Source organism: Ewingella sp. S1.OA.A_B6 (assembly GCF_049889095.1).
In the GTDB taxonomy this organism is placed as follows: domain Bacteria; phylum Pseudomonadota; class Gammaproteobacteria; order Enterobacterales; family Enterobacteriaceae; genus Ewingella.
This window is the reverse complement of the sequence record NZ_JBLJFK010000018.1, coordinates 15,339-27,970: the sequence shown is the minus strand read 5'-3', so window position 1 is coordinate 27,970 and position 12,632 is coordinate 15,339. Positions and strand designations below refer to the sequence as shown.

The window sequence follows — 12,632 nt, the reverse complement described above, 5'->3', positions numbered from 1 at the left end:
CGCTTTTGGGTATTAACCATTATAAAAATGTGGTTTTTTGTATTACTACAGGATGGCAACACATGAAAATAAGTATCTTTAAAAGCCTTTATTTCCAGGTGCTGACGGCGATCACTCTGGGCGTTTTATTGGGACATTTCTACCCTGAACTGGGTGCGCAAATGAAGCCTTTGGGTGATGGCTTTGTTAAATTAATCAAGATGATCATTGCTCCGGTGATCTTCTGTACTGTGGTTACCGGCATTGCCGGTATGGAAAGCATGAAAGCCGTGGGTCGCACCGGCGCGATTGCTCTGCTCTATTTCGAGGTTGTCAGTACTATTGCGCTGATCATCGGCCTGGTTATCGTCAATGTGGTGCAACCAGGGGCCGGAATGAACGTCGATCCTGCCGCACTGGATGCAAAAGCCGTGGCAATGTATGCCGAGCAGGCCCAAAGTCAGGGCATCATTCCTTTCCTGCTTGATATTATTCCAGGTAGCGTCATCGGAGCCTTTGCCAGCGGTAACATCCTCCAAGTCTTAATGTTCGCGGTGCTGTTTGGTTTTGCACTCCATCGTCTGGGTAATAAGGGACAACTGGTCTTTAACTTCATTGAAAGCTTCTCCAGCGTCATTTTCGGCATCATCAATATGATCATGCGGCTGGCTCCGTTGGGTGCCTTTGGGGCAATGGCCTTTACCATCGGTAAATATGGTGTGGGTTCTCTGGTGCAGCTCGGCCAGCTTATCCTTTGCTTCTATCTGACATGCGTGCTGTTTGTGGTGGTCGTTCTCGGGCTGATTGCGCGTTTCACTGGCTTCAGTATCTTTAAATTTGTCGCCTACATTAAAGAAGAGCTGCTGATAGTGCTGGGGACCTCTTCATCTGAATCCGTGCTGCCGCGCATGCTCGACAAAATGGAACGTTTGGGCTGTAAGAAGTCAGTCGTTGGGCTGGTGATACCTACCGGTTACTCCTTTAATCTCGACGGCACGTCAATTTATCTGACCATGGCGGCGGTGTTTATTGCACAAGCGACCAATACCCATATGGATATCTGGCATCAGATAACCTTGCTGGTGGTGCTGTTGCTATCATCGAAAGGTGCGGCGGGCGTGACAGGCAGCGGTTTCATCGTCCTGGCTGCCACACTCTCAGCCGTCGGCCACCTGCCGGTAGCCGGTCTGGCGCTGATTTTAGGTATTGACCGCTTTATGTCTGAAGCGCGCGCACTGACCAATCTGGTGGGTAACGGTGTGGCAACGGTCGTGGTGGCAAAATGGTGCGGTCAACTAGATGAAGGTCAACTGAAATCCACTTTAGCCGGTCAAAAAGGGCTGACAGCCGCTGATAAATCAGTCTGACGGATTATCTCTTCCCGAAAAATACTGCAAAACGAGTTAAAAGGCAGGTTGGAATTCCCGAATCCTGCCTTTTTCACGTTTAATTGTCCTCTAAATCTACCGATTACTTGATGTAACCGTCGGATTATCTTCATAATGTGCTTCCCGGTGTCCCTTCGGTAGTGATTCCCAATAAAATTTTCATGAGAACGGTGACATCGGTAAAAACGTGCGGTCTAACAGAGTGCTAAACTTTGCCGTCTTCGTTTTTACACATTGATATCCTGTGGGATGGTCGCAAGACGCCGGCAGGACAAGCACATTGAAAATTGGATTGTCATTACGTAGGGGTTCACATGCAGGGCACCAAAATTCGGTTACTCGTGGGTGGATTGTTGCTGGCCGCCGCCGCAGGCAATGCGCAGGCTGAAGCTTTACAGCCTGATCCGGCCTGGCAGCAGGGTAAATTAGACAATGGTTTTACCTGGCAAATGCTGGCAACACCGCAACGCCCAAGTGACCGCATCGAATTACGTTTCATGGTCCATACCGGTTCTTTGGCGGAATCAATCCAGCAAACTGGCTTTGCGCACTTTCTTCCCCGTCTTGCTCTGACCCGTGCAGAAGGCTTCAATAGTTCTCAGTTGCAGTCTTTCTGGCAGCAAAGTATCAATAGTGACCGGCCATTGCCTCCTGCAATCACCTCGTACGACTTCACTATGTACAATATAAGTCTGCCTAACGGCCGGCCTGATCTGCTGAAACAAGCACTGGTCTGGCTTGCTGCCACCAGTGGCAACATGGTGATTAACCAGGAAACGGTGATCGATGCTGCACGTATGCCGAAGGATCCAGTGGGTACATTGCCAATGGATGCCAAGGATGCCTGGTGGCGCTATCGTCTGACCGGTTCAACGTTGCTGGGTCATGACCCAAGCCAGCCGCCGGTACACCCGGTGGATGTCAAAGCGCTGAGCCAGTTTTATCATCATTGGTATACCCCAGACTCGATGACGTTGTACGTGGTGGGCAACGTCGACAGCCGCAGCATGGTGGAGCAGATCAACAAAACGTTTTCCACGCTGAAAGGTACCCGTCAGACGCCACAAAACCTGCCAGTCTTGTCGGGTTTACCACCAAAAGCCATGACGCTGATGGATAACTCTCTGACTCAGGACAAGCTCTCGCTATTGTGGGATATGCCCTGGCAGCCGATTCAGGACTCACAATCGCTTAGCACTTACTGGCGAAGCGATTTGGCGCGTGAAGCGCTGTTTTGGCACTTACAGCAGGCGTTGAAAATCTCGCCTGAGGGCAGGGCCCGTTCTGCAGATGCGCCAGTACCTAATTTAAGTTTTGACTGTCGCGTGCAGTATCAGCGTGCGCAGTGCGCCATTCGCATGGACGCACCGCAGGAGAAAATGCTCGACTCGCTGAAAAATCTGTCACAGGAATTAGCCAAAGTGCGTGATAACGGCCTGTCACAGGCTCAGTTTGATACTCTGATCTCCCAGAAGAAGGATCAGCTCAGCAAATTGTTCGCCACCTACGCGCGTACCGATACCGATGTACTGATGAGCCAGCGACTGCGTTCACAGCAAAATGGCGTAGTGGATATCGCCCCGGAGCAATACCAGAAGCTGCGCCAAGAGTTTCTCTCTACGCTGACCTTACCGGCGCTGAATCAAGAACTGAAACAGCAGTTGTCACGCGAACCTGCGCTGTTACTGGTCCAGCCGAAAGGTGAACCAGAAATGAGTGTTAAAGCTTTGCAGGAAACCTATGACCACATCATGGTGACCGATGTGGCTGGGGTGGCTGCACCGGGTGCGGTGCCGGCACAATAGTGGTATTAGCTCGGATTAAGGGGCTTCGGTCCACACCGAGACTTTCAGGTTTGGCTGCCGACTCAGTACCTGAAATCCACACCCCATCCCAACCTTCCCCTCGTGAGAGGTGAAGGAACTGAACGGGCCACTTTCAGGTTTGGTTTTTAGCTCCTCCCCCTGCCAAGGAGGAGGTTGGGAGGGGGTTTGGCTGACAACTCAGTAGCTAAAAACCCACATCGCTTTTTAAAAGCGAACATCCGCCGGGATGATCGCTCCCCGATATTGAATTACCGTGCTGGCTGTTAAATGCCCGCGTTTGGCGGCCTCTTCGGCGCTGCCGCCGGTCAGGCGGACGGCGAGATAACCTGCGCTGAAGGAGTCACCGGCTGCGGTGGTATCAATGACTTTCTCTTTCGGCAGTTTCACCGCCGGAATATCATACTGTTTGCCGTCAGAGCTGGACACAATGCAGCTTTCGGCTCCGCGCTTGATCACCACTTCGCTCACACCCAACGCATGAGTTCGCGCAATCACCTCTTCATAAGGCTTTTCGCCCCATAACATATCTTCGTCATCCAGAGTCAGGAAGGCAATATCAGTACACGAAAGCATCGCGTTATAGGCGGCCTGGGTTTTCTCTTTACTGGCCCACAAGCGCGGGCGGTAATTGTTGTCGAAAATCACTTTGCCGCCGTGTGCGCGGCAGGATTGCAACAGAACCATCAACCGTTCGCGGCTTTTGTCGTTGAGGATCGCAAGACTGATGCCACTGAGGTACAGATAATCGAACTCGGCCAGTTTGTTACAGATATCTGCTGATTGCGGGCTGTCCAGCCAATAACGCGCGGCGGCGTCGTTGCGCCAGTAGTAGAAGGTGCGTTCACCGGTGTCGTCCGTTTCAATCACATACAGGCCGGGAAGTTTATCACCGAGGCGCTGGATCAGATCCGTTTGCACTCCCTCCTGCTGCCAGGCTGCCAGCATCTCGTTGCTGAAACTGTCTGTGCCCAGGGCGGTGACATAATGCACGTTGAGCACGTCTGCAGGAACCTGACGAGCGATATAGACTGAGGTATTCAGGGTGTCACCACCAAATCCTCGGTGCAGAGATGAACCATTCTGCGACAATTCAATCATGCACTCGCCGATAACGGCAATGTTTTTGCTGGTCATTGAAACGGGCCTATGTTCTTGAGAAGTGAAAACGGAATAAGCGAAACGATACGCTTAGTCTCTTCTCAAGCCGCAGGGCAGTCAATAGTATTAAAACGCAGTTTTATTTTTTCTCGAGGTATCTCGAAAAAGCGGAAAAAAGTTATAAAAAAGCGAAAGCTTTTACGCTTTCGCCATGTCCTTAATCGGGGCGCAGATTCTTACTTTGCTTCACTGCGCAGGTCAGTCACGGTACGTCCGCCCACACCCCAGTTATCGGTATCTACTTCATCGATGATCACCGTGGTGGTGGCCGGGTTTTTGTTCAGGGTATCAACCAGCAACTGGGTCACCCCTTCGATCAGCGCTTTTTTCTGCTCAGCGGTGGCACCGTCACGGGTAATTCTGATATTGACGAAAGGCATGTTTTTCTCCGGATTTATCACAGTTTCAGTTCAGTCTTTCACTGTAAAGCTTGCCCGGCGGAACTTCCAGAGCATCACCAGCACATTTTGTGCCCTCTATTTATCCCACCCTTGCAATAGGTGATTAAAGTTTCCTCTCGCTTCGCCGATAGATATCAATACGAACGTATTACAGGGGCCGGGCTACGCGTGTAGTCACGCAAATATTTGCCGCAGGTACCCGATGACCTGATTCGGACTTAGGCGGCAGAAAGTATGACAGCAGAAAGCATGGCGGCAGGAAAATATGATAACAAATATGATGTTAGGGCTGATGACGCCTTCATTCACTGTAATTGAACGCGTTAGGGCACAGTCCTACTGGCGGCAATGCCAGAGGGTGTACCGTTTTCAACCTATTTACCGAACCAACGGCAAATTACTGGGTGTTGAGCTGCTGACCGGGATTTTTCATCCGGCGGAGCCGCAGAAATCTGTTTGTCCGGAACATTACTTTGTCGCCGTTGCGATAGGTAAGCGTATGCAGATTGTTCAGGAGCAACTCGATTTGTTGCAGCAGTCGCAGAAGCTGTTTATCGATCATGACCTGCTGGCGTCCATCAACGTAGATGGTCAGGTGTTGGAAGCCTTGCAGGTCGATGGCGCGCTGAAACAGCAGATCAACAACATGCCCTATTTACGATTCGAATTGGTCGAAAGTGCTGAACATGCCCTCAGCATTCCTTTGTCGCAAATTGAACAGGCTGACCGGCTATGGCTGGACGATTTCGGTCAGGGTATCGCCAACTTCTCGTCATTCACCACCTGGCATTATGAATACATAAAAATTGCCCGTGATCTGTTTATTTTGCTGCGCCAAAGTGAGGAGGGTTCCCGCCTGTTCTACACGCTGGTTACTCTGATGAACCGCTACAGTAAAGGCGTGATCATCGAAGGTGTTGAAACGCAGCAGGAGTGGTCGATGGTACGCAATTCTGATGCGCTGGCGGCGCAGGGTTATTACTTATCACGCCCCCAAACCTTCGATTTACTCGATCAGTTGCCAATTCATTTCAGGGACTAAATATTCACTGTCTCGTTTTTCACTCTCATGCTAGTTATGCAAGCTACGGCAAACTCAACTATGGTTAGCTCTATAAATCAGTTAATTGTCTGATAGGAATAGGCTAATGACACGCACAGGTAAAGTGGTTAGTTGGGTGGTCGGTATCATTGTTATTTTGTTGATCGCCAGCATTATTTTCATCGCGTTGTTTGACTGGAACCGCCTGAAACCGACCATTAATCAGAAAGTCTCCACCGAGCTAAACCGTCCCTTTGCCATTCGCGGCAATTTGGGTGTGGATTGGTCACGTCAGAAAGATGAAGCCGGCTGGCGCGCATGGGTGCCGTGGCCGCACATTCATGCCGAAGATATCGTGTTAGGTAATCCGCAGGATGTACCGGGCGACAAAACAGATGCGCAGATGGTCACGCTGGCACGCGTCGACGCGAGCATCGCGCCGCTGGCGTTACTCCATAAAGAGGTGCTGATCCCGCGTATCTGGCTGAAACAGCCTAATGCGTCACTCATTCGTCTGGCGAACGGTAAGAACAACTGGTCTTTCAATCTGGCTAACAGCGATACCCAAGATCCGGCTCAACCTGCCTCAGCCTGGTCATTCACCCTCAACGATATTGTGTTTGACCGCGGCCAGATTGACTATAAAGACGCGCCGCTGAAAGCCGATTTCCACGCGGTGATTGACCCGCTAGGTAAGCCTTTACCCTTCACCGAAGTGGTCGGGAATAAAGGCGACAAGCAAAGCGCGGATAACGGGACAACGCCGGACTACGTCTTTGGTTGGAAAGTGGATGGGAAATACAACGGTGAACCGCTCTCCGGAAGCGGTAAAATCGGCGGTATGTTAGCGCTGAAAGATCCGAACTCACGCTTCCCGTTGCAGGCCGACGTGCGTTCCGGCAACACCCGCGTGGTGGTGGCGGGCACCCTGAGCGACCCGATGAACCTCGGTGGTCTGGATTTACGCCTCAAATTCTCCGGACAGACGCTGTCCGATCTCTACGGCCTGACTGGCGTGCTGCTGCCGCAAACTCCGCCGTATTCCACCGACGGTCATCTGAGTGCCACGTTGCATGATAAAGGCGGCGCAGTGTACCGCTATCAGAACTTCAACGGTGAGATTGGCGACAGCGATATTCATGGTTCCCTGACCTATACCGCCAGTAAGCCACGTCCAGGTCTGGTCGGTAATGTTGAGTCCAAACAGCTGCGCTTCGCCGATCTTGCGCCGCTTATCGGTGCAGATTCCAATAAAGAAAAAGCCCAACGCGGTGAGAGAACCCGTCAGCCATCGGATAAAATCCTGCCGGTTGAGAAGTTTGATACCAAGAGCTGGGGCGTGATGGATGCTGACGTGAAATTCAGTGCCAAACGTATTGAGCATGGAAAATCCCTGCCAATAAGCGATTTAAGTACGCACTTAAAACTCAATAACGGCGTGATCCTGATGGACCCGTTACGCTTTGGCGTGGCAGGCGGCAATCTCAACTCGACCGTCCGGCTTGAAGGGGATAAATCCCCGATGCAAGGCCGCATTGATATGCATGCCCGCAGACTGAAGCTGAAGCAGCTGCTGCCGAGCGTAGAGTCGATGGAGCGCAGTCTGGGGGATTTAAACGGTGACGCCACGCTGTCCGGTACCGGTAATTCGGTTGCCGAACTGCTCGGCAGTAGCAACGGCGATATGAAGTTGCTGATTAATGATGGAGTGATCAGCCGTGGGCTGATGGAAATTGCCGGCCTTAACGTGGGTAACTATGTGGTTGGAAAACTGTTTGGCGATGACGAAGTGGCCATCAACTGTGCGGCGGCCAATGTGAGTGTCAAAAACGGTTTGGTATCACCTAGGCTGTTTGTGTTCGACACTGAGAACGCGGTGATTAACATCAGCGGCACGACCAATATGGCGACTGAACGACTGGATTTAACCATTGATCCTGAGAGCAAAGGTGTACGTATTCTGACGCTGCGCTCACCGCTGTACGTGCGCGGGACTTATAAAAACCCGGACGCCGGAGTGAAGCCGGGGCCATTAATCGCCCGTGGTGCCGCCGCCGTCGCGCTCGGTGCCATCGTGGCGCCCGCCGCCGCGTTGTTGGCGCTGATTTCCCCAAGTGAAAATGAACAAAATCAGTGCGGCCCGATTTTGCAGAAGATGAAGCAGAAGTAGTTTCATTCAGTGGGCACCATTTTTAGCGCCTCCGGCTGGCAAAGGGAGGCGCTGACGTGAGTTCGTTACTTTGGCATCGGATTGAGTACTGCGCAGTCGTGGTCCTGGATCTCTTCGGTAGAGGCGTTATTGAGTTTCAGCAGATTGCGTTCGCTGGCCAGCAACAGGAAATGGCCTCCCGACAGGCTTACCATCGCCATACCGAAATGCCCCATCCTCTCCTGCGCCTGCGGAACGCCTTCTGCCAACAGGCGGAAAGCCCCTTTCTGATTTAACTCTGCTGAGTCTATTTTTCGCGCCAGATAAGTGTGGCCGACCAGTTGATCCGGTAACGCCTGCCAGCGGTAACCCACTTGACCCGCATCTTTCGCCAGCGTCTCTTTCACCGCCGGCAACAGGCAGGAAATATGAATATGCAGCTGATTCTGTGAGCGTCCGTATTGTGAGTTAATCGCCAACGATACGTTACTGTCGTCGATCGCCTTGCCGTACTTATCCGCCATATAGTGCCGCGCGTCCCAGGCCTGGCTGAAGTAATTCGGCGTGTTCTCTTCGAGCAGTGCCGGGCTTTCCATGCCGGTGATTTTGGCGGTGGGCATCAGCAAATACTGCAACGGTCCGTTAATATCCTTGAGGACCACAAAACCTTGTTTTTCATCCACCTGAGCGCACGGCCCAGGCTGGTTGCTGGCGCGTTGATTGGGGACGCACTTCTGGCTGATAATATTCCATAAGGCATTGGGATTGGATTTATGGGGCAGCAGGAACCACAGGGCGGTAGCGATCACCACCACTAATATCACCAGCGGTATAAGCAGTCGGCGTGAGAAACGCATGGAGTGTCCTTCGCGAAACGTGACGCAGCAGCAACTGCGTCAGCGGGGCCAATTAAAGTGACTGGTCGCGGGTCTCTTTGATTAACAGCAGTGCAATAAGGGTCAGCATTGCCATTGATGCCAGATAGACGCCGACATAAAACAGCCCGTAATGGGTTGCCAGCCAGGTAGCGATATAAGGTGCAACAGACGCACCGAGTATTGATGCCACATTATAGGAGAAGGACGCGCCGGTGTAGCGAACCTCGGTCGGGAACAGCTCCGGCAGCAGTGCGCCCATCGGACCAAAGGTCAGCCCCATCACGATAAAACCGCATAGCAAAAATACCATCACCAGCGCCTGAGAACCTGAACCCAGCAGGGTCGGGAACAGCAGGGCGAAGACAATCATCAACAGCGTAATACAAATCATGGTTTTGCGACGGCCAAACGCATCAGCGAGCTGACCAGCAATCGGCACCATTACCCCAAATCCGATCACGCCAATCATCAGCATGAGCAGGAAATCATTACGGGTGATACCGAGGCCCAGCGGTTTCGGCATCGTGCCATAACCCAGCGAATAGACGGTCATGATGTAAAACAGCGTATAGGTGGCAACCATGATGAACGTGCCGAGCACGGTGGCTTTCAGATGCTTACTGAACAACGTACCAATCGGTACCCGCACCTGCTTACCTGCTTTGGCAATTTTGGCAAACACCGGCGTTTCATGCAGTGAGACGCGCACATACAGGCCGACCAGCACCAGCACAGCCGAGAGAATAAACGGTACCCGCCAGCCCCATGCGATGAACTGTTCTTCGCTCAACAGCCAGGACAGCAGCAGGAACATACCGTTGGCGAAGAAGAAGCCGATCGGTGCACCCAACTGCGGGAACGAACCGTACAACGCCCGTTTTTTCGGTGGCGCATTCTCAGTGGCAAGCAAAGCCGCGCCGCCCCATTCACCGCCCAGCCCTAAACCCTGGCCAAAACGCGCCAGCGCCAGCAACAGCGGTGCGAACACGCCAATGGTCGCGTAGGTGGGTAGGAAGCCGATCACCACGGTGGAGATCCCCATAGTGAGCAGCGAAGCCACCAGTGTCACTTTCCGGCCTACGCGGTCGCCAAAATGGCCGAACAGCGCCGAGCCAATCGGTCGGGCAATAAATGCGATGGCGAAGGTTGCCAGCGATTGCAGCGTGGCCGCAGCCGGGTCACCTTGCGGAAAGAAAATATGTGGGAAAACAATCACTGCTGCGGTGGCGTAAATATAAAAATCAAAGAATTCAATGGCCGTACCGATAAGCGATGCCACGATGACTTTGCCGCGGGAGTTCTGGCTCACCAAATTCGCGTCAGCTTCTAATTCTGGAGTGAGGGTGGCTTGCATAAGTGTTTCTTATTTGTAATGAGTTAGAGGGAACTAATGTAAATAAATGTATAGCGAAAAAGCATCTTAAGCAGAGCACGAGGGTATTACAACGCGATGAAAGCGGGGAGTTAGGGCACTTGACGCCGAATCGGGGGATTGTTTCCTTCTGTTGGGATTTTGCCAATCATAACGTTGTCGAATAGCTTAAAGGCAGAGCAACTGACTGAAAAACCGTAAAAGAAAAGGATCAGTCTCAGTCAGTTATTCTGGATTTCAGAATGGCAGAGGCTCATATTTAGTGTTTATCACTGCCCTTTAGACTCATTATCAGAATTAATAGCTGATATATGGATTTCCTCTGGCGCAATAAGGTTGTCTGGCGTGAATTCACTGTTGTTTCCTGATGCGCTCTTCTGCTCATCCGCGGCCCTGGATTTGCGATCGGGCATCGGCAGATCGCCCTTGTATTGTGCGGTGGCAATCCACGCCGCCACAAACAGTGTCAGACGGGCGAAGAAGTAGAAAAATGCCATCAGACCAATGACCGAACCGAAAGCCGCGCCGGAGGGTGAACTGGCCAGACGGGGCAGGGTCATGGTCATCACAAACTTAATCACCTCAAAACCCATTGCCGCCAGTAACGTACCGCGCAGCAACGCTTTTTTACGCGGCTTGTGGCGCGGCAGCATCCAGAAAATCCACAGGAATAACAGGTAGTTTGCAGCAATCGAGATCGTCAGTGTAACTAAGGTCAGCGCAGGGCGCAGCCATTCAATGCCGCCCAGGCCCAGTGCATCGACGATGGTTTTCTGCGCTGAACCGGCAATCGATGTCAGCGACAGTGTAATAATCAGCGCCAGCACCAGACCGATCAGCGAGATGAAATCACGCCCGTAACGGCGGTAGATTTTCTCCTGGTCCTGTGGATTACGCTCCCACACGTCCCGCGACTGGGCGCGGATCGCTTCACGTAAATTGCCCATCCAGCTGATGCCGGAATAAAGCGCGATCAGCAAGCCGGACAAACCCACAGCAGTGCGTTGTTGAATGGCGGTATTCACCGTGCTTTTTAGCGTGTTAGCCAAATTTGGATCGCTGATTCCGTTAACTATCTTGCCGACCAGTTCAGCCAGCAGATCCGGATTGGAGGCCAGCACAAAACCTGCGGCGGCAAATGACACCATCAGTATGGGGATCAGCGACAGGAAGGAGAAGTAGGTGATGGCGGCACCGAATTGGCTGCCGAGACGGTCATTAAATCGCTCGGTGGTACGTATCAGGTGTGCGACCCAGCCCCAGGCCTGCACTCGAGCGATCAGCTTTGAGAAGCGGGTGATATTTTTATCCACCGTATGATTACCGGTTTTTAGGGTGATCAACGGCTTGGAAGCTTCCTGCTTGGGTGGTTTGTTTTCTGTTGTGGTCGTCATTAATCCACTCATTCCTTAATTGAAAATTTTCCATGTCGTCAGTATAGCGCGCCAGAGGCGGCGTAGCGGTTCCGGAAGCCCTGACTGCTCACGCATTGTACACCGCCGCAACCCACCTAGTGTTCAGGCGATAGGGGTCAGGCAATAAAGTCACGGGCGATCTCCGTCAACCAGTCCATGAACACTTTGGCGCGTCGGGACAGGTTAAGCCGGTGCGGGTAGACCAGTGATACCTGCATCGGTGGCGCGAGAAATTGCGGCAGAATCTTCACCAGTTTGCCGGACGCCAGCGCCTCGCGCACGCCGGTCAGCGGCACCTGAATAATGCCCAGTCCAGCAAGACAGGCTGAGGAGTAGGTTTGGGTGCTGTTGACCGTCACAGCACCGCCGGTTTTCACCACCTTCAGCACGTTACCTGCCAGATATTCAAAGCCGATTGCCCGGCCACCGAGGACTTGCTCGTAATGCACCATGGCATGTTGAGTCAGCTGGTCCGGATGTTCAGGTGTGCCGTAACGTTGCAGATAACCTGGGCTGGCGCAGTTGATGATGCTGAACTCGCCCAGCGGGCGGGCGATAAGCCCCGAGTCTTTCATCGCGCCGACGCGCACCACACAGTCAAAGCCTTCGCGCACCACGTCGACGCGGTGATCGGTGCTGCTGAGTTCAATTTCAATCGCCGGATAACGGTTGAGAAACTCACTCAGCCGTGGCAAGACCAGATCGCGTGCCATCGCTACTGACATATCTACGCGCAGACGCCCGCTCACGCTCGACGGGTGCGACTGAAACATCGATTCAAGTTCGTCCATATTGGCCAGCAGTTCTTTGCAACGCGCGTAAAACACCTGGCCATCTTGCGTCAGTTGCACGCGGCGGGTCGAGCGGTGCAGCAGACGTGCCGACATCCGCGTCTCCAGTTGCTGTACTAGCCGCGACACGCTGCCTTTCGGCATGCCCAGACTCTCGGCCGCACGGGTAAAATTACTCAGCTCAGCCACTCGTATGAACACCTGCATTGATTGAATTTTATCCATTTTTTGCC

General features: G+C 52.6%; 10 protein-coding genes. 4 read left to right on the top strand and 6 right to left on the bottom strand.

The window, feature by feature from the left end; genetic code table 11:
- The first annotated feature begins 62 nt into the window (after positions 1 to 62).
- Both ACMV8I_RS20345 and ACMV8I_RS20340 read left to right on the top strand, forming a co-directional pair.
- Complete coding sequence (locus tag ACMV8I_RS20345; protein WP_498867004.1) at positions 63 to 1,346, top strand: dicarboxylate/amino acid:cation symporter; 1,284 nt, start codon at positions 63 to 65, stop codon at positions 1,344 to 1,346.
- A 335-nt stretch (positions 1,347 to 1,681) separates the two neighbouring features.
- Entirely contained in the window at positions 1,682 to 3,172 is a 1,491-nt protein-coding gene (locus ACMV8I_RS20340) for a M16 family metallopeptidase (RefSeq protein ID WP_498867003.1), read from the top strand.
- Between the two features lie 225 nt (positions 3,173 to 3,397).
- On the opposite strand, the gene kdgK is transcribed toward ACMV8I_RS20340, so the two are convergent.
- On the bottom strand, positions 3,398 to 4,327 hold the full coding sequence (gene kdgK / locus ACMV8I_RS20335; protein WP_498867002.1) for a 2-dehydro-3-deoxygluconokinase: 930 nt from the start codon (positions 4,325 to 4,327) through the stop codon (positions 3,398 to 3,400).
- Positions 4,328 to 4,527: 200 nt separating this feature from the next.
- Complete coding sequence (locus ACMV8I_RS20330) at positions 4,528 to 4,731, bottom strand: 2-hydroxymuconate tautomerase family protein (protein WP_140474908.1); 204 nt, start codon at positions 4,729 to 4,731, stop codon at positions 4,528 to 4,530.
- Positions 4,732 to 5,017: 286 nt separating this feature from the next.
- Here ACMV8I_RS20330 and pdeH point away from each other — a divergent pair, with 286 nt between their 5' ends.
- Complete coding sequence (gene pdeH / locus ACMV8I_RS20325) at positions 5,018 to 5,794, top strand: cyclic-guanylate-specific phosphodiesterase (RefSeq protein WP_498867001.1); 777 nt, start codon at positions 5,018 to 5,020, stop codon at positions 5,792 to 5,794.
- Between the two features lie 106 nt (positions 5,795 to 5,900).
- Positions 5,901 to 7,964 carry an AsmA family protein gene (locus ACMV8I_RS20320; protein ID WP_498867000.1) on the top strand — a complete coding sequence of 688 codons (2,064 nt, stop codon included), beginning with the start codon at positions 5,901 to 5,903 and terminating at the stop codon, positions 7,962 to 7,964.
- Positions 7,965 to 8,029: 65 nt separating this feature from the next.
- Here the strand turns inward: ACMV8I_RS20320 and ACMV8I_RS20315 are convergent, their stop codons facing one another.
- From ACMV8I_RS20315 to ACMV8I_RS20300, 4 genes are all read right to left on the bottom strand, one after another.
- The gene (locus tag ACMV8I_RS20315) at positions 8,030 to 8,800 is read right to left on the bottom strand and encodes a CDP-diacylglycerol diphosphatase (RefSeq protein ID WP_498866999.1); all 771 of its coding nucleotides are present in this window, start codon (positions 8,798 to 8,800) and stop codon (positions 8,030 to 8,032) included.
- A 52-nt stretch (positions 8,801 to 8,852) separates the two neighbouring features.
- On the bottom strand, positions 8,853 to 10,175 hold the full coding sequence (locus ACMV8I_RS20310; RefSeq protein WP_498866998.1) for an MFS transporter: 1,323 nt from the start codon (positions 10,173 to 10,175) through the stop codon (positions 8,853 to 8,855).
- Between the two features lie 287 nt (positions 10,176 to 10,462).
- A complete protein-coding gene (yhjD, locus tag ACMV8I_RS20305; RefSeq protein WP_498866997.1) occupies positions 10,463 to 11,587 on the bottom strand; it encodes an inner membrane protein YhjD in 1,125 nt (374 codons plus the stop codon).
- 137 nt (positions 11,588 to 11,724) lie between these two features.
- Positions 11,725 to 12,624 carry a LysR family transcriptional regulator gene (locus ACMV8I_RS20300; protein ID WP_498866996.1) on the bottom strand — a complete coding sequence of 300 codons (900 nt, stop codon included), beginning with the start codon at positions 12,622 to 12,624 and terminating at the stop codon, positions 11,725 to 11,727.
- Positions 12,625 to 12,632 lie beyond the last annotated feature (8 nt).